Raw genomic sequence first — 22,351 nt, 5'->3', positions numbered from 1 at the left:
CCACATAGCCGGAGCACGTTATGCCGCAGCGCTGGACCATCGCTTTTGATGCCGACGATACGCTTTGGCATAATGAAACTTTTTTCCAGTTAACGCAGGATCGTTTCTTTGAATTGCTGGTCGATCACGCCGATCCCAAAACGCTAGAGGCACAGCTGTTCGCCGCCGAAGAACGCAACATCAAATTCTACGGCTACGGGGTCAAAGGGTTCACTTTGTCGATGATTGAAACCGCGTTAGAGGTCACAAATAACAAGGTTCCTCAGACAGTTATACGCGAATTGGTGGATATGGGCCGTGATATGCTGGACCATCCGGTGGAATTGTTGCCGCACGTGCGCGATGTCATCAAAACCTTGTCCGAACAGGCCCAGATCGCGCTGATTACCAAGGGCGATTTGCTGCATCAGGAAAACAAACTGGCTCAATCCGGATTGGGCGATTTCTTTGACGTCGTCGAAATCGTGTCAGACAAAACCGCCGCTGTTTACCAGCGTATTTTTGCGCAATTCGACACGGCGCGCGTCATGATGGTGGGCAATTCTTTGCGGTCGGATGTGATCCCCGCGATCGACGCGGGCGCGTGGGGCGTGCATGTTCCGTTTGAAACGACATGGGCCCACGAAATGGCGAAAGAGCCCGACCACCCCCGATTCTACAAAATCGAAAGCCTTGGACAGCTACCCGATTTGGTAGCCAGTTTACACTAATCCGCCTTTGCAAAATCTGGCATTTCGCGGATGTTGCGCCGCCGCGCCATAGCACCACAACATGTGGTTATGCCTTTAAGCCACGCCCAATCCTGCCTGAAAAATAAGGTATTTTCGCAATCCACAACGCGTGTTACGGTTGTACAAAATCAATAGGCACTCGGCATAGATCGGGGCCATGAGGCAGAACGAGGCAAACCGTGGCAGGTCGTCCGAAATTTCGGGGCCCTATTGGGCTATTCGTAAGCGCAGTATTGTGGCTAACTTTCGTTGTTCCCCAGTCTGCACTGGCAGGGCCGGGTGCAACTATGGTGATGGACGCCCGAACGGGCGAAATCATCGATTCCTACAACGCGAACACACCGTTGCACCCCGCATCGCTGACCAAGATGATGACGCTATACATCGCGTTTCAGGCCATCGAACGTGGTGAAATCAGCGCCGATACGATGGTGACCATCACACGCGAAGCCGCCGCAGAACCACCCAGCAAATTGGGTCTGCGCACAGGTCAAGAAATCCGCCTGCGGTATCTGATCCGTGCCGCTGCCGTAAAATCCGCCAATGATGCAGCCACGGCCATTGGTATCGCGCTAGAAGGTTCCGAAGCCGCCTTTGCCCGCCGTATGAACCGCATGGCCCAGTCGATGGGCATGACACGCACAACGTTCCGCAACGCAAATGGCCTGACCGAATCGGGCCATATGTCGACGGCCCGCGACATGACGATTTTGGGACGTCATATGATCTATGATTTCCCAGAATATTATAACATCTTTTCGCGCCGTTCGACCGATGCAGGCATGGCCGAAGTGTACAACACAAACCGCCGTTTTCTGGCCGCGTATCGCGGTGCGGATGGCATCAAAACCGGTTTCACATCCGCAGCTGGGTATAACCTTGTTGCCTCGGCCGAACGGGGCGGTGTGCGCATCATCGCCACCATCTTTGGCGAATCGTCGGTGACAGCACGCAACAACCGCGCAGCCGAACTGTTGGACATGGGTTTTTCCCGCGCCCCGCGTAACGCGCGCATTCAACGTCCGCCTTTGCCCGCCTATCAACCAGGCAGCGCCACAGCCGAAGAACCGCTGATGCTGTCCGCCAATACGACCACCTACAGCGGCGCCGCAGGGCGCACCATCCGTGTGACTGGTGCGGTCACGCAATCGCCGCGCCCCACGTCGCGCCCAGCGGCCGAAGCGCCCGCGCTGATCGTGGCCGATGCTGAAAATATCGAACAGGCGCTGGAAACCGCGATGGAGGTTGCAAACGCGACCGATCAGGCCGTCGCTGTCGCCACGACCGATCAGGTCGTTCTGGCCTCTGCCAGCCGCCCTGTCGCCCGCCCCCCTGCTGTCATCGCAGAGGTCACCGCCGTCGCCATCCCATCCACCGACGCAGACGACGTTGCGCTGGCCGTTGCCGCCGCCACCGAAGCCCAACCAGAGGTCGTGACGCGCGTGTCCACATCTGGCGGCCGTCATTGGGGTATCAACGTGGGCCGCTATGGGTCCCGTTACGAAGCCGAACGCATTCTGGTTCGTATCGCGCTGAACGAAATGGCCACGCTGGACGGATCCCTGCGCCGCGTCGTCGAAGGGTCGCGCGGGTATGATGCGAATTTCATGGGCATGACCCGCGAAATGGCCGATCTGGCCTGCCGCCGCCTACAGGCGCGCGACATGACCTGTTTCATGATCGGCCAAGACAGCTGATATTATGCGATGCTGCGGCCTTCGAACGCCGCAGCAAGCAATTCTCGGGTATAATCGGTTTGCGGGTTATCAAACACGTCCGCGACGTTGCCCGATTCGACCACGTCCCCTGCCCGCATCACCATGATCTTATGGCTTAGCGCGCGAACGACCTTTAGGTCGTGCGAGATAAAGATATAGGCCAGCCCGTATTTCTGTTGCAGATCGCGCAGTAGATCAACGATCTGCGCCTGTACGGTCATATCCAATGCCGAGGTCGGTTCATCCAACACCACCAGTTTGGGGCGCAAAATCATCGCCCGCGCGATCGCGATCCGCTGACGTTGCCCGCCAGAAAATTCATGCGGATAGCGCGACATCAGTGCAGGGTCCAATCCGACCTCGGTCAGGATATCAGCAACCAACTGTTTCTTGTCGATCTTTTCGCCCGCGCGGTGAATGTTCAAACCTTCGGTCACGATCTGTTCGACGGTCATACGCGGCGACAGCGACCCAAACGGGTCCTGAAACACGATCTGCATATCGCTGCGCAGCGGGCGCATCTGTTTCTGGTTCAGTTTGTGAATGTCGTTGCCCACAAATGCGATGCGGCCCGTGGACTGGATCAACCGCATAATCGCCATGGCCAGCGTTGTTTTGCCCGACCCAGATTCGCCGACAATGCCCAGCGTTTCCCCTGCCCTAACGGTCAGGGTGGCGTCGTTCACGGCCTTTACATACCCTGCCGTGCGGCGCAGCAGCCCGCGTTTGATCGGGAACCAAATCCGCAGGTTTTCCGTTTCGGCCATCACAGGCGCATCATCAGGCACCGGCGCAGCCTGCCCCGATGCCTCGGCCGCGATTAACATCTGAGTATAAGGATGCTGAGGGTTTGCGAAAATCTGTTCGGTTGGTCCGGTTTCGACGATCTCGCCGTCTTTCATCACGCAAACACGATCCGCGATTTTGCGCACGATGGTCAGGTCATGCGTGATGAACAGCATCGACATGGCGCTGTCGCGTTTCAAATCCTCTAGCAGGTCCAAAATCTGCGCCTGAATGGTCACATCCAACGCAGTCGTCGGCTCGTCCGCGATCAACATTTCAGGCCCATTCGCCAGAGCCATCGCGATCATCACGCGCTGCCGTTGCCCGCCTGACAATTCGTGCGGATAGCTGGTCAGCCGCGATTCCGCGTCGCGAATACCCACGCGGTCCAGCAGATCGACAATCCGTTCGCGCACCGCCGCGCCGCGCAGGCCCTGATGCAGTTCAATCGATTCCGCCAACTGTTTTTCAATGGTGTGCAGCGGGTTCAGCGATGTCATCGGTTCCTGAAAAATGAAACTGATGTCGTTGCCGCGCACCCCGCGCAGAACTTTGTCCGATGCGCCAACCAATTCTTGGCCGTTATAGGTGATCGATCCCGCCAGTTTCGCGCTATCGGGCAACAGGTTCACCGTAGATAGCGCCGTGATGGATTTGCCCGACCCCGATTCGCCAACCAGCGCGACGGTTTCGCCTTTTTCCACTGTGAACGACACACCGCGTACGGCGTGGGTGGTGACACTGTCCTGACGAAAATCAACGGTCAGGTTCGACACGTTCAAAAGCGTCATTTGAAAGTCTTTCTTGGATCAAATGCATCGCGCACGCCTTCGAAAATGAAAACAAGCAGCGTCAGCATGAATGCAAAGGTAAAGAACGCGGTCAGGCCCAGCCACGGCGCGGCGGGATTGCGTTTCGCCTGAATGGTCAGATCGCCCAATGACGGCGCGGACGACGGCAGACCAAAGCCCAGAAAATCCAGCGAAGCCAGCGTGCCAATCGCGCCCGTGATCAGGAACGGCAGCATGGTCAGCGTTGCGATCATCGCGTTCGGCAATACGTGACGGAACATGATCACGCGGTCGGACACGCCCAGCGCCTTGGCCGCGCGGACGTATTCGAAATTGCGGGCGCGCAGGAATTCAGCGCGCACCAACCCGACCAAAGCCGTCCATCCGAACAGTACGGTCATAAACACCAATAGCCAGAATGATTTTCCCAAAATCGCGATCAGGATGATCATCATATACAGCGACGGCATCGATCCCCAGATTTCGATAAATCGCTGGAACACCAGATCGATCCAGCCGCCGAAATACCCCTGAATGGCACCCGCGATGATCCCGATGACCGAGCTAATCGACACGACGACCATGGCAAAGAAAATCGACAGGCGGAAACCATAGATCACGCGTGCCGCAACATCGCGTTTGGTGTCATCCGTGCCCAGCCAGTTGGTGTCATTCGGCGCACCCGGCGCGACGCCCGGAATGTCCACAATCGTGTCATAGGAATACGGAATGACGGGCCAAATCATCCAGCCGCGCTGAAAATCTGCGATCTCGGGCGTGCCGCCATTTTCGACGGTTTCATAAATGCCTTCGGGATCGTCCCAGCAGTCCAGCGATCCGCCAGTGACGATCAGGCATTTCACCTCGATCGACGAATAAATCGCCTCGGTCCGGAAATCGCCGCCGAAATCCTGTTCGGAATAGAACGCCATGACAGGGCTACGCAGTTCGCCGCGGTAGCTGACCAAAATCGGTTTGTCATTGGCGATGAATTCCGCAAACAGGCTAAGGAAAAACAGGGTTCCCAGCACGATCAACGACCACATCGCGCGTTTGTTGCGTTTGAAATTCGTCCAGCGGCGCTGGTTCAGTGGGGACAGTTTCATAGCCTACCCCCTGCTTTCGAAATCGATGCGCGGATCGACGAACACATAGGTGATGTCGGTGATAATGCCCACGATCAACCCCATAAGAGAGAACGTATAAAGCGTGCCAAACACCACAGGGTAGTCACGTTGCAGCGCGGCCTCGTACCCCAATCGGCCCAACCCGTCCAAGCTGAACAGGTATTCGATAATCACCGACCCAGAAAAGAACACGGAAATGAACAGCGCAGGAAAACCAGAGATCACGATCAGCATCGCGTTGCGGAACACATGGCCGTACATCACGCGGTTTTCGGCCAAACCTTTGGCGCGAGCGGTGATAACATAGTGTTTTTTGATCTCGTCCAGAAAACTGTTTTTCGTCAGCAAGGTTAGTACAGCGAATGATGAAATCGTGGTTGCCAGAACGGGCAGCGTGATGTGCCACAGGTAGTCCAAAACCTTGCCCCACATGGACAATTCTTCGAAATTGGGACTGACCAATCCGCGCAGCGGGAAAATGCGGAAATAACTGCCGCCCGCGAACATGATGACCAGAAAAATCGCGAACAAAAACCCAGGGACCGCATAGGCGACAATAATCGCGCCCGATGTCCAAGTATCAAATTTGGACCCGTCCCGCACGGCTTTGCGAATGCCCAATGGGATCGAAATCATATAGGCGATCAGTGTGGACCACAGTCCCAAAGTGATCGACACAGGCATCTTTTCCAGCACCAGATCGACCACGGAAATTTTACGGAAATAGCTCTCTCCGAAATCGAAACGGATGTAGTTCCACATCATATTCAAGAACCGTTCCAGCGGCGGTTTGTCGAAACCGAACCGTTTTTCCAGCTCTGCAATGTATCGTGGGTCCAGACCTTGGGCGCCGGGGTAGTTGGAATTCGCGTTCGACATTTCCGTTTCAATGTCGCCCACCCCGCCGGTGATGTTTTCAAACACATCACCGTGGCCTTGGGCGCGCGCGATCATCTGTTCGACCGGTCCCCCCGGCATGAACTGCGTGATCGCAAAGTTCAGGATCATAATGCCCAGCAGCGTTGGGATCACCAACAGCAGCCGCCTGATAATATACGCGCCCATTTATCTGCCTTTTATTGACGCAAGGCGCCAGCGGCGACCAAAGCGTCTGCTTTTTCTTGATTGTACCACCAGAAATCCAACTGCCCCAGTGCATAAGGCGGCAGGTTTTCGGGGTATTCAAACATGTCGTAATACGCGACCAGATGTTTGCCCAGATACCACGATGGTACGATGAACAAATCGCGGCGCATGATGCGGTCAATCGCCCGAACCGAGGCCGTCATTTCGTCGTATGTTTCGGCATTGCGCACGAATTCAATGATCTGATCCACCGCAGGGTTCGAATAGTAGGCTGGGTTGAATACATCGCCCAAACCTTCGCTGCCGTATTTCTGAATGATGCCTTCGCCTTCGATTGGGCCGGACGAATAGCCAGAATAGACCATGTCATAATCAAAATTGCGGGTCCGTTCGGTATATTGCGGTGGGTCAACTCGGTTCCATTCCGCATTCACGCCCAACCGTTTTAGGTTATCGACATAGGGCAGCATGATGCGGTCGAACGTCGGGCTATAGCCCAAAAATTCCAGATCAAAGGTGTTGCCATCCGCATCGCGCAGCATCCCGTCATCACCGGGGGTCCAGCCTGCGTCCTCCATCAGGGCCAAGGCCTGACGCAGGTTACCACGGTCCAACTGACGATCGCCCGAGGTATGCGGCATGGTGACTTCGTCCGTTAGGATGGACGGATCGATCAGGTCCGCAACGGTTTCCAGAATTTCCAATTCGCGGCCCGTAGGTACGCCCACAGCGGCCAAATCCGAATTTTGCCAGAAACTTTCGCGTTGTTGGAACAACCCGTACTGCAGTTCGGTGTTCGTCCATGTGAAATTATACATCAGCGCAATCGCCTGACGGACGCGCAGGTCGCTGAATTTCGGGTTTTTCATGTTGAACATGAACCCCAGCGCGTTGGGCACGCTGCCGTCTGGCAATTCCTCTTTCACGACCCAGCCGTTGTTCAGCGAAGGGAAATCATAGGCCGTGGCCCACGACAGCGACGAATTTTCCTGACGGAATGTAAATTCGCCTGCTTTGAACCCTTCGAATGCGGCGGTGGTGTCGTCGAAATATTCAACGCGGATCGTGTCAAAGTTATTGCGGCCGATGTTCAGCGGATGATCATCGCCCCAGAAACTCGGGTTACGGCTATAGATCAGTTGCTGATTGATAGAATAGTCGGACAGGTAATAGGCCCCCGTACCGATCCCCGTTTCCATGCGGCTTTCGTCCAGACGCGCGCCGGTTTCTTCGTACCATTTCTGGGAAAAAATCGGGGTCGAACCGACCGTTTCGATCACGGAATTCTTTGGATAATCGGCGGCAAAATTGAATTTGATCGTGTAATCGTCGATCACCTCGACGCTATCGACCATTTGCGCCGCGGCATATCGATAAGATTCGGTCCCCTGTTCGATCAGCAATTTATGGCTGAATTCCATGTCAGACGCCGTCATTGGCGTCCCGTCGGAAAACACCACGTCGTCGCGCAGATGGAAAATCACCCAATCTTTGGATTCGGGATATTCCATCGTTGTGCACATATAACAGTAGGCCGCATCAGGATCGTCAGCCGTGTTGGTTAGGACCGATTCGTACATGGACGACGATAGATAGGCGGGTTTACCTTCTTGGGTGGCATAGGGGTTTAGGTTGTCGAACCCGCCCGTATTCCAAACCGCAATTTCGCCGCCCTTTGGCGCGTCTGGGTTCACGTAATTCAAATGCGGGAAATCAGGATCGTCGTAAACTGGGGATCCAAAGGTGGAAATCGCGTGGCTTTGGATTATCGCATCTTGGGCCATTGCGGACCCTGCCCAGAACGCACCAATCGCCAATACCGATCCGCCGACTAACATCCCCATGACATTACTGTGTTTTTTCGCGCGGACGGCGGCGGGCGCAAAGCGGCGGTTGTTCATGGCGTTCTCCTGATAACCCAGTGTCAGAAACAAGCTAACGGGGCCAGCAAAGGATTCAAGTTGAGTTTCCGTGAACACGCGTCATCACAACGAAAAAGGCCGCCCCAGTGGGACGGCCTTTCAAATTCTATGCCGCTAGATTAGCCGCCGATCGAATTCAGGTATGCAATTACGTCTGCACGGTCCTGAATTTTCGACAGACCCGAGAACGACATCGCGGTGCCTGGTGCGTAACCTTTTGGGTTTTCCAAGAAACCGCTTAGGGTTTCTGGGTCCCACTGTTGTGCAACAGCAACCAGCGCGCCCGAATAGGCGTAGCCGTCAACCGCACCAACAGCGCGGTCAACAACACCGTACAGGTGTGGGCCGGTGCCGTTTGCGCCGTCTTCTACAGCGTGACACGCCGCACATTTGCGGAATACGCGTTCGCCAGCACCTGCATCAGCGGTTGCGTATACTTCCATAAAGCTTGGGCCTTCTTCGACGACCACTTCACCGGAATCTTCCGATGCGATGACGTAGGCAGGGCCTTCGTCGCCGTGGCCACCTTCGCCAGCCGAATAAACGATGTCGGCAGCCCAGCCACCTAGCAAGAATACAAGAAAAGTGCCGCAAACGCCGCCCAGCACTTTGGTCATTGTCATTGTGTCGAACATGTCGCGTTCCATTCCGTTCACAGTTTCGCGGCTATCTACTAGTTTCTTGTACGGTCTTGCAAGCTGTAGAACCGCGACTTATTGCCCAAAGGGCATAAAAGACCTTTTTGGAGGGGTGGAAATGACAAAGAAAATCGCATTTCAGGGTGAACTGGGCGCTTATGGGCATCAGGCATGTGCAGAAACACGCCCCGATTTCGAACCATTTCCATGTGCAACCTTTGATGACGCGATGGAGGCAGTGCGGTCTGGCGCCGCTGATTTGGGCATGATCGCGGTCGAAAATTCGACCTATGGCCGCGTTGCCGACGTGCACGCGTTGCTGCCGAAATCAGGCCTGCATATCGTAGACGAAGCCTTTGTCCGTGTTCACGTGAACCTATTGGGCGTTCCGGGTGCGACCGTTGGCGACGTCACAGATGCCCACGGCCACCCTGTTATTCTGCCTCAGTGTTCCAGTTTCCTGAAACAAAACGGAATCACTGGCCGCGTCAGTTCCGATAATGCCCGCGCCGCCCGTGAAGTCGCCGAAGGCGGCGACAAAACCCAAGGCGCATTAGCCAGCGAATTGGCTGCCGATATTTACGGCCTAGAGGTTCTGGCCCGCCAGATCGAAGATCATTCCAACAACACGACCCGATTCTTAGTCATGGCGCGCGACACGGATCTGACCCGCCGTGGATCGGGTGAAATGATGACCAGCTTCATTTTCCGCGTCCGCAACATCCCCGCCGCTTTGTACAAAGCGATGGGCGGATTCGCGACCAACGGCGTCAACATGACCAAACTAGAAAGCTATATGGTCGGCAGCGAATTCACCGCGACCGAATTCTATTCCGAAATCGAAGGCCACCCAGACGACGCAAACGTCAAACTGGCGATGGAGGAATTGGATTATTTCACCGATTATGTGAAACTGATGGGCGTGTTCCCAGCGGCCCCAATTCGCCAAACTCTGCGTTAAACGCCCGTATAGGACGTTTCGATTTCTTCGGCGAAATCTGCCACACGTGTTTTGAACCGATGCGTCAGGTTGGATTTCGCCAATTTCAGCGACTGCAGCAACAACCGCGCGGCCAAAGTTTTGGCCGACAGGTCCAAACGCAAAATCATCCGCGTGCGGTGCGGCGACAGCGGGACCAGTTCCAACGATGTCAGACCATCGATGCCACCGGATTTGAAAGACACCTCAAATCCGTCATTTTCGTCTAATTTGACCAATTCCACATCTGCCGCGCGCGGTTTGCCGCGAAATTTGAAACGGACGTGCCAAATCGTACCAATGCCGATGGGTGCAGACGGATCTTCGCGTTCGGCTTTGACGCCGCGGCGCATTGCAGATCGTTCAAAACCATAGAAGTCAGTCAGCTTGCCATAAACATGCTCGATTGGCGCTTCGATATCTTCCCGAGAGCTAAATCGCACCGACTGTCCCCTTTGTCTGAAAAGTTATATTTGGCGAACCTAAATTATTCATCAGATTGCGCAACCCAAGTTGATAACATCCATGCTGCAATTGCGCCTTCGCGTGGCGCAGAGACAATATCATGTTCGCCATCAAACACTTGACGCATCTCGTCTAGGGTCAACCACAAGGCGTCTTCGATTTCTTCGGGATCGTTTGTGATTTCGGTCGTGGTCGCGATGGCATGGCATCCGATCATCAAAGACGATGGGAATGGCCACGGCTGGCTGGCCATATAAGTCACCTCGCCGATTTCAATATTCACTTCTTCTTTCACTTCGCGGCGAACGGCGGCTTCGATGGTTTCGCCCGGTTCAATGAAACCGGCCAAGGTCGAATACATGCCTTGTGGAAAATGTGGGGAACGCCCCAGCAGAACTTTGTCTTCATGCGTCACCAACATGATCACCACCGGATCGGTACGCGGAAAATGGTGGCCGCCACATTCAGGGCAATTCCGTTGCCAGCCCCCCATCGCGGGTTCCGACGCAACACCGCAGCGCGAACAGAAACGGTGGCTTTGGTGCCAGCCCGTAATGGACCGCGCGGTTGCAGCCAATTCAGCATCCAATGCCGACAGCTCTGTCAGAACAGAACGCAATTCAACAAAAGCCGCATCTGGAACCAATGGATGCTCTTGCGCGACAGGATTCCAAAAATCGTCATTTTCTGGCGCCTCGACTGTTTCTGGTTCCCAATCCGAAATGTCGGTGGCGAACACAGCATTCGGCGCAAGCCCCATGAAAACGGGTGCCCGACCCTGTTTCAATGCGGGATGTGATAGCGGTAATCGAAACAATCTGCCATTACCGTACAAAACTTTACCCTTCCACAACACAATGGTACATTTGTCGTGATCCGCCAAATGGGTATCCAGGTCGCTGCGTAAATGGGCGGCGCGATCGTATCCGACACCTGCGAAAGCAAAACGATTCATGAAATACCTGACCCTTTTGGCAAATTGTGTACCTGATTACGACTTATTAGCTTTCGGTGGATTAATTAAGAGCCCTATCGGTAGCTGATTCTTATATGAAAATTTTCTCACGAACACCTCAGGCAAAACTGACCCTCATTGCGACTTCGGATTTGCACATGAATCTGAACAGCTATGATTACTACACAGAGTCAGACGCGCCGTTCGGGTTCGCACACATCGCATCAACAATACGGCACATTCGGTCCTCTGCGACGAACGCCGTGGTGTTTGACAACGGCGACCTGATCCAAGGCCCGCCGCTGTCCGATCTGTGGCTAGAAAACGAAACGCATCCGCATCCTGCCATCGCCTGCCTGAATGCGATGGACTACGATTGTGCTACGCTGGGAAACCATGAATTCAACTTTGGCATTGATCAGTTGGCGAGCGTCTACAGCGATGCGACGTTCCCCGTGGTCCTATCCAATGTCACGCGGATCGACGGCGGCGTTTGGCCGTGTCACGATTCGATCATTCTAGATCGCGTTATCACCGCACCGTTCGGGCGCAAATTTCCGATTAAAATCGGCGTCATCGGGCTAACGCCTGCGATGATCCTGATATGGGATCAAAACCACACGGCAGGCAAAATCGACGCGACCGATCCGATCAGTGCAGCAGAAAAAACCGTTCAAGCGCTCAAATCCAAAGGGGCAGAGGTGATCGTCGCGCTGTGTCATGGCGGGATCGAAACGCAGATTGAGACGACCCAAGAACATTTTGCCAGCGCGGTTGCCGCCATTTCTGGCGTTGATGCCGTTTTTGCCGGACACACTCACCTACCTTTTGCGGGGAAAATTGGACGGACGCCGATTGCCCTACCCGCGGCCTATGGCAAAAACATTGGGCGCATCGTCCTGAATTTACGCCGAACCGAGGATCGTTGGACGACCGAGGGCGGCACGGCTGACCTGATCACCCCATCCGACGATGCAGATACCCAGATCAAAGAAATCGTCGCAGATCGACACAACAAAACGGTCGCGTTCACACAAAAACAGTTGGGCAATTTCCCCGTGCCGATGCACAGCTATTTCGCCCGCGTGCAGCCGGATTTGGCACAGTTTATCACCGCTCAGGCCCAATTGGATGCGGCGCGTGATGCGCTGGATGCATCGGACTTTGCCGACCTGCCCCGACTGTCAGCAACGGCTCCGTTTCGATGTGGTGGACGCGGTGGGCCAGATGCCTATATCGCCATCGATGCGGGGCCAGCCACATACCGACACGCCGCCCAGCTGTATCCATTCCCAAACCAAACGGTCGCGCTGCTGGCATCGGGCGCGATCCTGCGCAAATGGCTGGAACAATCCGCAGCGCATTTCAAACAAGTCACCCCGAACGCGTTGGATACCCTACTGTTCGACGACACGACCCTGTCTTACAATTTGGACACGTTGTTCGGCGTGACCTACGACTTTGATTTGTCGCGCCCCGTGGGCGACCGCGTCCGAAACCTTAGCCACGAAGGCAAAAGTGTCCAAGATTCTGACCAGTTCGTGGTGTTGACCAACAGTTACCGCGCGCACGGCGGTGGCGGCTTTGACATGCTGTCGGAGGCGACAGAAATCTGGACATCCGGTGGGCCGCTTCAGGCGGAAATCGCTGCGCGTTTGGCCGAACCATTGCCCCGCCGCTGCCCAAAGGTGTGGGGATATGTGCCATTGGGCGCGACTGTAGTTTTCGACACATCGCCCAATGCCGCCGCACATCTATTAAGCGATAGCCCATTAAACATTCAGCCAGTCGCGCCATCGCTAGACGGATTTTACAGATACAGAATGCAACTATAGATCAAATGGTTAATTTTATACCATGTATACAAAAATCGCTGAAAATTTCAGCATAGCCGCGAATTCCAACGCGAACGGCCTTTGCAATTCATGACGCCGTTCTGATGTTTCACCACACTGTCACAGTCCGCGACTGAACAAACGGAGTGTCAAACGGTGTTTCATAAATCCCTAATTACCGCCGCCGCCCTAGCAGGTGTTGCTGCGCCCGCACTGGCCGAAACGGATCTGGCCTTTGCTCTTGATTGGAAATTCGAAGGCCCGTCTGCGCCTTATTTCCTTGCCATCGATGCTGGTTATTTTGCCGAAAACGAACTGTCCGTAGAAATCACCGAAGGCGCGGGATCGCTGGATGCGATTCCAAAGGTCGCGACTGGCGCCTTCCCTGTTGGCTTTGCCGATATCAATTCGCTGATGCGGTTCTTGGATCAAAACCCGGGCGCGCCTGTGACCGCGATCATGATGATCTACGACGCGCCACCCTTTGCCGTGGTTGGCCGCAAATCGCTGGGCATTTCGGAACCTGCCGACCTGAACGGCAGCGTCTTGGGCGCTCCGCCACCTGACGGCGCATGGGCACAGTTCCCGATCTTTGCCGCAGAGGCCGGTTTGGACATGGATTCGATCACCGTCGAACCCGTTGGTTTCCCAACCCGCGAACCCATGCTGGCATCGGGCGAAGTCGCGTCGGTCACTGGTTTCTCGTTCTCGTCCACGCTGAACCTGAAACGTCTGGGCGTGCCAGAGGATGACATTTCGGTCCTACTGATGACCGACTACGGCGTAGACCTGTACGGCAACGCGATCATCGTGAACACCGACTATGCCGCTGAAAATCCTGATGTTATCAGCAGCTTCCTTGAATCGATTGCGATGGGTTGGAAAGGCGCAGTTGCCGATCCTGATGCCGCCGTCACCGCCCTGCTGGAACGCAACCCAGCAGCAGATTTCGATCTGGAAAAAGAGCGCCTGATGATGGCCGTCGAAGACAACGTTTTCACCGATTACGTGATGGAAAACGGCATGGGCGGCATTGATGCCGAACGCATGGCAAACGCGATTGAACAGACCAAATCGGTCTATGAATTCCAATCCGAACCAGATGCATCGCTGTATTTCGACAGCAGCTATTTGCCTGAAACAGGCGCATTCGCCGTCGAATAAAACCTTCGCCCCTGCCGGTCCATCGGCGGGGGCATTTATACTGCAGGCTCCCATGGAAAATTTGATCGACATCCGCGATGTGCGGCACGCCTATTCCACTAAATCGGGGCCTTTGCCCGTGTTGGACGGGCTGAACCTATCCGTTCCCAAAGGTGAATTTTGCGCCGTTGTCGGGCCTTCGGGGTGCGGAAAATCCACCCTGACCCGTCTGGTCGCCGGCCTGATGAAACCCGACGAAGGCGAAGTCTGGCTGCACGGCGAATTGGTCAAATCCCCGCGCAAAACGGTTGGCATGGCGTTTCAAAACCCTGTCATGCTGGAATGGCGGTCGATCATTGAAAACGTGATGTTGCCGCTGGAAATCGTGGCAAACGGCATGTCCAAGGCCGATAAAACCGCCCGCGCGATGGAGCTGTTGGAACTGGTTGGCCTGAAAGGGTTCGAACACAAACGCCCTAGCGAATTGTCAGGCGGCATGCGCCAACGGGCGTCACTGTGCCGCGCGATTGTGCATAAACCCGACGTGTTGATCATGGATGAACCGTTCGGCGCGCTGGATAATTTCACCCGCGAAGACCTGTGGCAGACCATGCGCGATCTACGCGCCAAAGAACCCTTTACCTGCATCCTGATCACCCACGATCTGCGCGAAAGCGTGTTTTTGGGGGACCAAGTGGTCGTGCTATCGGGCCGCCCTGCCCGCACCCAGTATGTGCTGGACGTGGATTTACCCGCCGACCGCACCATCGAAATTCTGTACGAAAAACAGGCCGTGGATATGTTGCACATTTTGCGTGACCAAATCCGCATCGCCCAAGGACGCGAGGCTCATTGATGGACAAGCTACAAAAAATCGGCGTGCCCATATTGGCCTTGGTCGCATTCGGGTGTTTCTGGGAATTCATTGTTTGGGTGAATGGCTGGCCCAACTATGTCATGGCATCGCCATCCGATTTGCCCGCCGCCTATATCCGGTTTTGGGATTTATTCCTGATCATGGGCTGGCAAACGCTGTGGCGGACCGTACTGGGCCTGCTGATCGCCGTCGTATTCGGCACGTTGTTGGGCATGGCCATGGGGTTCAGCAAAATCGCCCGCGATGCGCTATATCCGCTGCTGGTCGGATTTAACGCGATCCCAAAGGCCACGCTGGTGCCCGTCATCGCGCTATTGTTCATCGGTCAACACGATTTCAACACGGTGCTGATGGCGTTCCTAATCAGTTTCTTCCCGATCGCCGTATCCGTGGGCATCGGCCTATCCACGCTAGAGCCTGAATACCGCGATATTCTGCGGGCATTAGGCGCGTCAAAGGTCACAATTTTCTGGAAAATCGCACTGCCCAAAACGCTGCCTGAATTCTTTGGCGCGTTAAAGGTCGCTGTCACATTGGCCTTTATCGGCACCAATCTGGTTGAAATCGTATCCCCCCACGGTCGCGGTTTGGGCGCGCTGTTCAAATCGGGCGAAACCAACGCGAACTATCCGCTGATGTTCGCGGTGCTGATTGCCTTGGCCGTATTGGGGATCGTTTTGTACTACGCCGTTGTAGCGTTGGAAAAAATATTCGCAGGCTGGGCCGAACGCCCACAAAGCTAACGAAAAAGGCGGCCACTAGGGCCGCCTTTTGTTTTATCCGCGAAGCGTGCCACCAGTTGCTTTGGTGACTTTTTCGACGATTTTCGCGCCGACCGCTTCGATATCTTTGTCTTTCAGCGTTGCGTCTTTGGGCTGCAAACGCACCGTGATCGCCAGCGATTTTTTACCTTCGCCCAAGCTGCCACCGATGAATTCGTCGAATACGCGGACCTCTTCGATCAGGGCCTTGTCTGCGCCTTGTGCGGCATTCACCAGCGTTAGGGCTTCGACATCGGCATCGACAACGAATGCAAAGTCACGTTCGACCGCCTGCAGTTCCGAAATATCCATCGCAGCGCGGGCCACCGATGCGTTTTTCGGCAGCGGGATTTCTTCGGGGAAGATGGTAAAGGCAACGGCTGGGCCTTTGATATCCATGTCGCGCAGGATTTTCGGGTGCAATTCACCAAAGATCGCCAGAACCTTTTTCGGGCCTAGGCAGATTTTGCCGTGACGACCTGGGTGGAACCACGATGGGCCGCCGCGCAGGATTTGCACGCGCTCAGGTGCGCCCATGGAGGCCAGAATCGCCTCCGCATCAGCTTTGGCGTCATAGACGTCCACAGGGCGGGATGCGCCGTGCACGTCTTTGGGGCCAGTTGCGCCGATCAGAACGCCCGACACCTGTAGGTGCTGCTGTTCTGGTTTGCCGCCGTGGAATGCGTGGCCAACCTCGAACAGGGCCAGATCGTTGAAACCACGTGCCTGATTGCGGGCCGCCGCACGCAGCAGCGCAGGCAGCAGATCAGGGCGCATGTGGCTCATGTCGCTGGAGATCGGGTTTTCCAGCTCGGTCGCCTCGGTCCCGCCATCGAACAACGCCGCAGCAGGCTGATCGATAAAGGTGTAGGTGACGCATTCGTTATACCCCAGCGACGCAGCGGTGCGGCGCGCGGTCGACGAACGAACCTGCAAAGGCGTCAGGATCGGCTTTGGCACGCCTGTGGTCAGACGCGGCAGCGGTTTGCCCTCCAGTTTCGTCAGAGACGCGATGCGGGCCACTTCTTCGACCAGATCGGCTTCGCCCTGAACGTCGGAACGCCACGATGGCACGTGGGCCTGATCGCCTTCCATACGGAACCCCAGCGCGGTCAGCGTCTGGCGCTGTTCGCTTTCTGGAATGTCCATGCCAACCAACGACGACACGCGTTTCGCGTCCAGACGGTAGGACCGGCTAAAATTCGGGATTTTGCCTGCAACGACAACTTCGGAGGCTTCGCCGCCTGCCACGTCCACGATCATGCGCACGGCATGTTCCAGACCCAAACCGGTGAATTCAGGATCAACGGTGCGTTCAAAACGATACCGCGCGTCAGAATTGATTTTCAGCGCACGGCCCGCATTTGCGATCTGGATCGGATCCCACCACGCCGATTCAACGAACACGTTGACGGTTTCGTCGGTGCAGCCCGTTGGGTCGCCGCCCATAATGCCCGCGATCGACTGAACGCCGTTGTCATCGGAAATCACCATCGCGCCCGCAGGCAGGGTGTAGGTTTTTTCGTCCAGCGCAACGATCTCTTCGCCGCCTGCAGCGCGGTGAACGCGCAGGTTGCCAGCCACCTTATCCGCGTCGAACACGTGCAGCGGGCGGTTCAGGTCGTACGAGAAGAAGTTCGTCACATCGACAAGGAACGAAATCGGACGCAGGCCAATGGCCGTTAGGCGGTCCTGCAACCACTGCGGCGATGGGCCGTTTTTCACGCCTTTGATCAAACGACCAAAGAACACAGGGCAACCATCGGCGGTGTCTTCGTCAATCGAAACGGTCAGTTCCGATTCAAAGCCCGCATCGACAGGATCGACCGACACTGGTTTCAGTTTGCCCAAACCACGAGCCGCCAAATCGCGTGCAATACCGTGAACGCCCAATGCGTCACCACGGTTTGGCGTAATCGCGATTTCGATCACGGGGTCGACTTTGGACGGATCGGTTTCCGCCAGATAATCAACGAACGGCTGACCGATTTCGCCCGCAGGCAGTTCGATGATGCCGTTGTGTTCGTCCGACAGTTCCAATTCGCGTTCGGAACACATCATGCCGTGCGATTCAACGCCGCGGATTTTGCCGACCGACAGGGTCACGTCGATGCCCGGCACGTAATCGCCCGGTTTTGCGACAACCACGGTGATGCCTTCGCGCGCGTTCGGTGCGCCGCAAACGATCTGCAGTTCGCCTTCATCCGTTGCGACTTTGCACAGGCGCAGACGGTCGGCGTCAGGGTGCTGTTCAGCGCTGACAACTTTGCCGATTTTGAAAGCTTTTAGGCGATCAGCAGGGTTTTCTACGCCTTCGACCTCTAGACCCAGATCGGTCAGAGTATCGGTGATTTCGTCAACGGTCGCGTCTGTTTCCAGATGCTCTTTGAGCCAAGAGAGTGTGAATTTCATTGTCTTATCTCCTTAGCGGCTCAGGCCGCTGTGCAGCGTCGGAACGTCCAGCGAAGCAAAGCCGTAATGGCGCAGCCAACGCAGGTCGCTGTCAAAGAACGCGCGCAAATCAGGGATGCCGTATTTCAGCATGGCGATGCGGTCGATGCCGATGCCGAATGCGAAACCTTGCCATTCGTTCGGGTCGATGCCCGCATTTTGCAGAACCTTCGGGTGGACCATGCCCGATCCCAAAATTTCCAGCCAATCGTCGCCTTCGCCCACGGTGACTTTGCCGTCTTCCCATTTGCACTGCACGTCGACTTCGGCCGATGGTTCAGTGAACGGGAAATGCGATGCGCGGAAACGGGTTTTCACGCGTTTACCGAAATAGGCGGACAGGAATTCCTCTAGCGTCCATTTCAGGTTCGCCATGGAGATGTCTTTGCCAATCGCCAGACCTTCGACCTGATTGAACATCGGGGTGTGGGTCTGGTCGTAATCCGCACGGTACACGCGGCCAGGCGCGATGACGCGGATCGGCGCGCCCAGTTTTTCCAGCGCACGGATCTGCACTGGCGAGGTGTGAGTACGCAAAACAGGCGGACGTTCGTCGCCTTCGGACTTCATGTAAAAGGTGTCCATTTCGGCGCGTGCAGGGTGGTGACCCGGAATGTTCAGCGCGTCAAAGTTATACCAGTCGGTTTCGATCTGCGGGCCTTCGGCCACCGAAAAACCCATGTCTGCGAAAATCGCCATAACCTCTTCGGTCACTTGGGAAATCGGGTGGATCGTACCTGTGCGGCGCGGACGGGTCGGCAAGGTGACGTCCAACCATTCGCCTGCCAAACGGGCCTCTAGCGCGGCGTCGGCTAGTGCGACCTTTTTCGCGGCTAGGGCCGAATTAATTTCGTCTTTCAGCGCGTTCAGCGCGGGGCCTGCAACCTGACGTTCTTCTGGGGTCATTTTGCCCAGTTCGCGCATTTTCAGGCTGATTTCACCCTTTTTGCCAACAGCGGCAAGGCGGACCTCTTCGATCGCGGCTTCGTCAGCGGCGGCGGCGATCTGGTCCAGATATTTTGCTTTCAGGTCGTCCATGTTTTCGCCCTTTAAAGTCTGGTCGCAAGGGGATTACCCCGTGCAGCGCAAAGGGGCAAGCGCAGCAACACACCCAAAGACAAAAGGCCGCCCCAAATCGGGACGGCCTTTCGGAAAATTCAGTCTGCGTGAACTTAGTTCAGTGCAGCGCGAGCCTTTTCAGCGATCGCGTTGAATGCTTCTGGTTCGTGAACGGCCAGATCAGCCAGAACCTTGCGGTCAACTTCGATGCCAGCTTTGGACAGGCCGTTGATGAATTTCGAGTAGGTCAGGGTTTCGTCGAACGCGCGAACAGCAGCGTTAATACGCTGGATCCACAACGAACGGAAATTCCGCTTACGAACTTTACGGTCACGAGTTGCGTATTGGTTGGCTTTATCAACAGCCTGACGTGCAACTTTGAAAGTACGGCTGCGGCGGTCATAATAACCTTTAGCAGCGTCTAGGACTTTCTTGTGACGACGATGGGTAACGGTACCACCTTTAGTGCGCGACATTGATCAGGCCTCCTTAGCGGTCGTATGGCATGTAGGATTTCACGATCTTCGCGTCTGGCGCGGAAAGAGTCGTGGTACCACGTGCATCACGGATGAACTTGGTAGTGCGTTTGATCATGCCGTGGCGTTTGCCGGCCTGACCGGCTTTTACTTTGCCGGACGCTGTGATTTTGAAGCGCTTTTTAGCGCTCGATTTGGTCTTCATCTTGGGCATTTCCGTCTCCTTGAGCGGGGTGCGGTTTTAACGCGACTCGGCATGCCACATGTGGCCGGTCACGCGGTTAGAGCGCGCCGTATAGGACCGCGCCATGATTTTGGCAATAGGCTAGTTAATGAATCTGCCCACAACACGCGTAAAAGCGTGCGGAATATCGGCCAAATCGTAGGGACGTTCATTGACGGCCAGCACAACCAAGGTGCCACCCACCAAAACAACGATGGCCGCAGCCCGTGGGGCGCGGCCTTCGGAGAAAGCACCGAGAATCGGAGGGAGCGCAAAAGCCAGCAAAACCAGCCCGACAACTAAAAATAAATCAGCGTCCATTGCACGCCCCCTCACTAATTACGTTCGGGGCAGTTTAATCAGCATCTGCGTTGTGAATCAAACGTTCCTCGCAAGGTGCCACGCGCAAGATGTTTGTCGAACCCGGTGTGTTGAACGGCACACCAGCGGTCACAACGATCAAATCCTTTTCTTCGGCTAGGCCTTGGGCCTTGGCCGCGCGGATCGCATAGATCACTGCGGTTTTGAAACGATCAACGCTGTCAGACATGACGGTGTTGATGCCCCATGACAGGCACAAACGACGTGCTGTCGTTTCGACCGTGGTCAACGCGATGATCGGTGCGCGCGGACGTTCGCGGGCCACGCGCAGCGCGGTGGTGCCGGACTGCGAATAGCAACAGATCGCTTTGACGTCGGTTTTTTCCGCGATTTCGCGGGCCGCAGCAACGATACCGTCAGCAACCGTCGAATGGTCAACCTTGCGCGATGCTTCGATGATTTCGACGTAGTTGGCGTCGTTTTCAACTTCGTTCGCAACGTTGTCCATGGTGCGCACGGCTTCGATCGGGAACTGACCAGCAGCCGATTCTGCGGACAGCATGATCGCATCGGTGCCTTCGTAGATCGCGTTGGCGACGTCGGACACTTCGGCGCGGGTTGGCATCGGGCTTTCGATCATCGATTCCAACATCTGAGTCGCCACGATTACAGGTTTGGCTGCTGCGCGGCATTTGCGGATCAGACGTTTCTGGATCGGAGGCACGGACGATACCGGCAGTTCAACACCCAAATCGCCACGTGCGACCATGATGCCGTCGGACACTGCCAAGATCGAATCAAACGCTTCGACAGCAGCTGGTTTTTCGATTTTCGCCAGAACCGCAGCGCGGCCTTTGGCCAGATCGCGGGCTTCGTTCACGTCGGCAGCGCGTTGAACGAACGACAGTGCCAGCCAATCAACGCCCAGATCACAAACGAATTCCAGATCCTTGCGGTCTTTGTCGGACAACGCCGCCAGCGGCAACACAACGTCAGGAACGTTCACGCCTTTGCGGTTGGAAATCACGCCACCAACGACCACTTCGCAGTTTGCGAAATCGCCGCCGCAGTCTTTGACTTTCAAACGAATTTTACCGTCGTTCACCAGCAGGGACGCACCGGGTTTCAGCGCGTCAAAGATTTCTTTGTGCGGCAGCTGAACGCGGGTTGCGTCACCTTCGGCATCAGATAGGTCCAAACGGAAATCTTGGCCGACTTCGATGGTTTCTTCGCCATTTGCGAATTTACCCAAACGCAGTTTAGGCCCCTGAAGGTCGGCCAGAATGCCGATCGGGCTACCGCAGTCTTTTTCCACCTGACGGATAATCGCGTGACGTTCACGGATTTCACCGTGTTCGCCGTGGCTCATGTTTAGGCGGAAAACATCTGCGCCGGCTTCGTGCAATGCGCGGATAACTTCGTACGTGCTGGAGGCTGGCCCCAGCGTGGCAACGATTTTTACGTTGCGATGGCGTTTCATATGACAGTCCTCATCCTCTAGATCTGACTTTGACCCGTTAACGCTAACGTATACCGCTAACGGTCAGTTAAATGCCTTATTGCGCAAAATCTCGACATTCTCAACGGTGGTATTAGAAAGAGTGTCAAATTCATGCTTTTGATGTCATCACCGCTATGTCACGTCATACTGCACAAGAATATGAACAGAGGTCAAAAATGGACGATCAAACCCGCATCGAAATCGAAGCCGCCGCATTTCGCGCCTTGCGTGAACACCTGATGGAAAAGCGGACAGACGTTCAGAACATCGACATGATGAACCTTGCTGGCTTTTGCCGCAACTGTTTATCCCGCTGGTACCAAGAGGCCGCAAACGCCCGCGACATCGACATGACCAAAGACGAAGCGCGCGAAATTTTTTATGGCATGCCATACGACCAGTGGCGCGATCAGTTCCAGACCGAAGCATCCGACGAACAAAAAAAGGCGTTCCAGACATCCTTTGATGAAAATGTTGGCAAGGAACGCTAAACCTTGCCCCTTTGG

The 22,351-nt window shown here is 55.5% G+C and carries 21 protein-coding genes; 8 read left to right on the top strand and 13 right to left on the bottom strand.

What is annotated here, in order from left to right; translation table 11 throughout:
* Positions 1-20 precede the first annotated feature (20 nt).
* Together ACXAGA_RS08455 and ACXAGA_RS08450 are read left to right on the top strand one after the other, a co-directional pair.
* Complete coding sequence (locus ACXAGA_RS08455) at positions 21-710, top strand: HAD family hydrolase (RefSeq protein ID WP_475117047.1); 690 nt, start codon at positions 21-23, stop codon at positions 708-710.
* A 308-nt stretch (positions 711-1,018) separates the two neighbouring features.
* Positions 1,019-2,428: a D-alanyl-D-alanine carboxypeptidase family protein gene (locus ACXAGA_RS08450; protein WP_475117046.1), complete on the top strand. Its 1,410-nt coding sequence runs from the start codon at positions 1,019-1,021 to the stop codon at positions 2,426-2,428.
* Positions 2,429-2,430: 2 nt separating this feature from the next.
* On the opposite strand, the gene ACXAGA_RS08445 is transcribed toward ACXAGA_RS08450, so the two are convergent.
* The 5 genes from ACXAGA_RS08445 to ACXAGA_RS08425 form a co-directional block, all read right to left on the bottom strand.
* Positions 2,431-4,026: an ABC transporter ATP-binding protein gene (locus ACXAGA_RS08445; protein ID WP_475117045.1), complete on the bottom strand. Its 1,596-nt coding sequence runs from the start codon at positions 4,024-4,026 to the stop codon at positions 2,431-2,433.
* Positions 4,023-5,132: an ABC transporter permease gene (locus tag ACXAGA_RS08440; RefSeq protein ID WP_475117044.1), complete on the bottom strand. Its 1,110-nt coding sequence runs from the start codon at positions 5,130-5,132 to the stop codon at positions 4,023-4,025. Before ACXAGA_RS08440 ends, ACXAGA_RS08445 begins: the two co-directional genes overlap by 4 nt.
* A 3-nt stretch (positions 5,133-5,135) precedes the next feature.
* Positions 5,136-6,218, bottom strand: coding sequence for a microcin C ABC transporter permease YejB (locus ACXAGA_RS08435; RefSeq protein ID WP_475117043.1), 1,083 nt, complete (start codon positions 6,216-6,218; stop codon positions 5,136-5,138).
* A gap of 11 nt (positions 6,219-6,229) precedes the next feature.
* Positions 6,230-8,140 (bottom strand): extracellular solute-binding protein, encoded by a 1,911-nt coding sequence (locus ACXAGA_RS08430; protein ID WP_475117042.1) that lies wholly within the window; start codon positions 8,138-8,140, stop codon positions 6,230-6,232.
* A gap of 140 nt (positions 8,141-8,280) precedes the next feature.
* Positions 8,281-8,796, bottom strand: a complete 516-nt coding sequence (locus ACXAGA_RS08425) for a c-type cytochrome (RefSeq protein WP_475117041.1) — start codon at positions 8,794-8,796, stop codon at positions 8,281-8,283.
* A 121-nt stretch (positions 8,797-8,917) separates the two neighbouring features.
* Here ACXAGA_RS08425 and ACXAGA_RS08420 point away from each other — a divergent pair, with 121 nt between their 5' ends.
* Positions 8,918-9,760: a prephenate dehydratase gene (locus ACXAGA_RS08420; protein ID WP_475117040.1), complete on the top strand. Its 843-nt coding sequence runs from the start codon at positions 8,918-8,920 to the stop codon at positions 9,758-9,760.
* On the opposite strand, the gene ACXAGA_RS08415 is transcribed toward ACXAGA_RS08420, so the two are convergent.
* Both ACXAGA_RS08415 and nudC read right to left on the bottom strand, forming a co-directional pair.
* On the bottom strand, positions 9,757-10,221 hold the full coding sequence (locus ACXAGA_RS08415) for an SRPBCC family protein (RefSeq protein WP_475117039.1): 465 nt from the start codon (positions 10,219-10,221) through the stop codon (positions 9,757-9,759). The genes ACXAGA_RS08420 and ACXAGA_RS08415 overlap by 4 nt on opposite strands.
* 44 nt (positions 10,222-10,265) lie before the next feature.
* Positions 10,266-11,198 carry an NAD(+) diphosphatase gene (nudC, locus tag ACXAGA_RS08410; protein ID WP_475117038.1) on the bottom strand — a complete coding sequence of 311 codons (933 nt, stop codon included), beginning with the start codon at positions 11,196-11,198 and terminating at the stop codon, positions 10,266-10,268.
* Between the two features lie 95 nt (positions 11,199-11,293).
* Between nudC and ACXAGA_RS08405 the strand changes: the two genes are divergently transcribed.
* The 4 genes from ACXAGA_RS08405 to ACXAGA_RS08390 all read left to right on the top strand — a co-directional run bounded on the left by ACXAGA_RS08405 (position 11,294) and on the right by ACXAGA_RS08390 (position 15,796).
* Positions 11,294-13,033, top strand: a complete 1,740-nt coding sequence (locus ACXAGA_RS08405) for a 5'-nucleotidase C-terminal domain-containing protein (protein ID WP_475117037.1) — start codon at positions 11,294-11,296, stop codon at positions 13,031-13,033.
* 156 nt (positions 13,034-13,189) lie between these two features.
* Positions 13,190-14,197 (top strand): ABC transporter substrate-binding protein, encoded by a 1,008-nt coding sequence (locus ACXAGA_RS08400; protein ID WP_475117036.1) that lies wholly within the window; start codon positions 13,190-13,192, stop codon positions 14,195-14,197.
* Positions 14,198-14,249: 52 nt separating this feature from the next.
* Positions 14,250-15,032, top strand: a complete 783-nt coding sequence (locus ACXAGA_RS08395) for an ABC transporter ATP-binding protein (protein WP_086449776.1) — start codon at positions 14,250-14,252, stop codon at positions 15,030-15,032.
* On the top strand, positions 15,032-15,796 hold the full coding sequence (locus tag ACXAGA_RS08390; RefSeq protein ID WP_475117035.1) for an ABC transporter permease: 765 nt from the start codon (positions 15,032-15,034) through the stop codon (positions 15,794-15,796). Before ACXAGA_RS08395 ends, ACXAGA_RS08390 begins: the two co-directional genes overlap by 1 nt.
* A gap of 33 nt (positions 15,797-15,829) precedes the next feature.
* On the opposite strand, the gene pheT is transcribed toward ACXAGA_RS08390, so the two are convergent.
* The 6 genes from pheT to pyk form a co-directional block, all read right to left on the bottom strand.
* Positions 15,830-18,226, bottom strand: coding sequence for a phenylalanine--tRNA ligase subunit beta (gene pheT, locus ACXAGA_RS08385; RefSeq protein WP_475117034.1), 2,397 nt, complete (start codon positions 18,224-18,226; stop codon positions 15,830-15,832).
* A 12-nt stretch (positions 18,227-18,238) separates the two neighbouring features.
* On the bottom strand, positions 18,239-19,303 hold the full coding sequence (pheS, locus tag ACXAGA_RS08380; protein WP_475117033.1) for a phenylalanine--tRNA ligase subunit alpha: 1,065 nt from the start codon (positions 19,301-19,303) through the stop codon (positions 18,239-18,241).
* A gap of 134 nt (positions 19,304-19,437) precedes the next feature.
* Positions 19,438-19,800: a 50S ribosomal protein L20 gene (gene rplT, locus ACXAGA_RS08375; RefSeq protein ID WP_086449772.1), complete on the bottom strand. Its 363-nt coding sequence runs from the start codon at positions 19,798-19,800 to the stop codon at positions 19,438-19,440.
* Between the two features lie 13 nt (positions 19,801-19,813).
* The gene (gene rpmI / locus ACXAGA_RS08370) at positions 19,814-20,014 is read right to left on the bottom strand and encodes a 50S ribosomal protein L35 (RefSeq protein ID WP_086449771.1); all 201 of its coding nucleotides are present in this window, start codon (positions 20,012-20,014) and stop codon (positions 19,814-19,816) included.
* A gap of 111 nt (positions 20,015-20,125) precedes the next feature.
* Entirely contained in the window at positions 20,126-20,344 is a 219-nt protein-coding gene (locus tag ACXAGA_RS08365; RefSeq protein ID WP_475117032.1) for a hypothetical protein, read from the bottom strand.
* Positions 20,345-20,378: 34 nt separating this feature from the next.
* Positions 20,379-21,824 carry a pyruvate kinase gene (pyk, locus tag ACXAGA_RS08360; protein WP_475117031.1) on the bottom strand — a complete coding sequence of 482 codons (1,446 nt, stop codon included), beginning with the start codon at positions 21,822-21,824 and terminating at the stop codon, positions 20,379-20,381.
* Between the two features lie 197 nt (positions 21,825-22,021).
* Here pyk and ACXAGA_RS08355 point away from each other — a divergent pair, with 197 nt between their 5' ends.
* A complete protein-coding gene (locus ACXAGA_RS08355; RefSeq protein WP_475117030.1) occupies positions 22,022-22,336 on the top strand; it encodes a DUF1244 domain-containing protein in 315 nt (104 codons plus the stop codon).
* The last annotated feature ends 15 nt before the right edge of the window (positions 22,337-22,351 follow it).

This window comes from Marivivens sp. ABH4_498 (assembly GCF_056160585.1).
This window is presented reverse-complemented; position numbering and strand designations above follow the sequence as displayed.

Excerpts from the sequence above, each read along its gene's own strand:
- ACXAGA_RS08365 (WP_475117032.1), bottom strand. The coding sequence starts at position 20,344 with ATGGACGCTGATTTATTTTTAGTTGTCGGGCTGGTTTTGCTGGCTTTT.
- ACXAGA_RS08405 (WP_475117037.1), top strand. The coding sequence starts at position 11,294 with ATGAAAATTTTCTCACGAACACCTCAGGCAAAACTGACCCTCATTGCG.
- ACXAGA_RS08450 (WP_475117046.1), top strand. The coding sequence starts at position 1,019 with ATGGTGATGGACGCCCGAACGGGCGAAATCATCGATTCCTACAACGCG.
- ACXAGA_RS08390 (WP_475117035.1), top strand. The coding sequence starts at position 15,032 with ATGGACAAGCTACAAAAAATCGGCGTGCCCATATTGGCCTTGGTCGCA.
- ACXAGA_RS08395 (WP_086449776.1), top strand. The coding sequence starts at position 14,250 with ATGGAAAATTTGATCGACATCCGCGATGTGCGGCACGCCTATTCCACT.
- pheT (WP_475117034.1), bottom strand. The coding sequence starts at position 18,226 with ATGAAATTCACACTCTCTTGGCTCAAAGAGCATCTGGAAACAGACGCG.
- rpmI (WP_086449771.1), bottom strand. The coding sequence starts at position 20,014 with ATGCCCAAGATGAAGACCAAATCGAGCGCTAAAAAGCGCTTCAAAATC.
- ACXAGA_RS08435 (WP_475117043.1), bottom strand. The coding sequence starts at position 6,218 with ATGGGCGCGTATATTATCAGGCGGCTGCTGTTGGTGATCCCAACGCTG.
- ACXAGA_RS08430 (WP_475117042.1), bottom strand. The coding sequence starts at position 8,140 with ATGAACAACCGCCGCTTTGCGCCCGCCGCCGTCCGCGCGAAAAAACAC.
- ACXAGA_RS08355 (WP_475117030.1), top strand. The coding sequence starts at position 22,022 with ATGGACGATCAAACCCGCATCGAAATCGAAGCCGCCGCATTTCGCGCC.
- nudC (WP_475117038.1), bottom strand. The coding sequence starts at position 11,198 with ATGAATCGTTTTGCTTTCGCAGGTGTCGGATACGATCGCGCCGCCCAT.
- ACXAGA_RS08425 (WP_475117041.1), bottom strand. The coding sequence starts at position 8,796 with ATGTTCGACACAATGACAATGACCAAAGTGCTGGGCGGCGTTTGCGGC.
- ACXAGA_RS08440 (WP_475117044.1), bottom strand. The coding sequence starts at position 5,132 with ATGAAACTGTCCCCACTGAACCAGCGCCGCTGGACGAATTTCAAACGC.
- ACXAGA_RS08420 (WP_475117040.1), top strand. The coding sequence starts at position 8,918 with ATGACAAAGAAAATCGCATTTCAGGGTGAACTGGGCGCTTATGGGCAT.
- pheS (WP_475117033.1), bottom strand. The coding sequence starts at position 19,303 with ATGGACGACCTGAAAGCAAAATATCTGGACCAGATCGCCGCCGCCGCT.
- ACXAGA_RS08455 (WP_475117047.1), top strand. The coding sequence starts at position 21 with ATGCCGCAGCGCTGGACCATCGCTTTTGATGCCGACGATACGCTTTGG.
- rplT (WP_086449772.1), bottom strand. The coding sequence starts at position 19,800 with ATGTCGCGCACTAAAGGTGGTACCGTTACCCATCGTCGTCACAAGAAA.
- ACXAGA_RS08445 (WP_475117045.1), bottom strand. The coding sequence starts at position 4,026 with ATGACGCTTTTGAACGTGTCGAACCTGACCGTTGATTTTCGTCAGGAC.
- pyk (WP_475117031.1), bottom strand. The coding sequence starts at position 21,824 with ATGAAACGCCATCGCAACGTAAAAATCGTTGCCACGCTGGGGCCAGCC.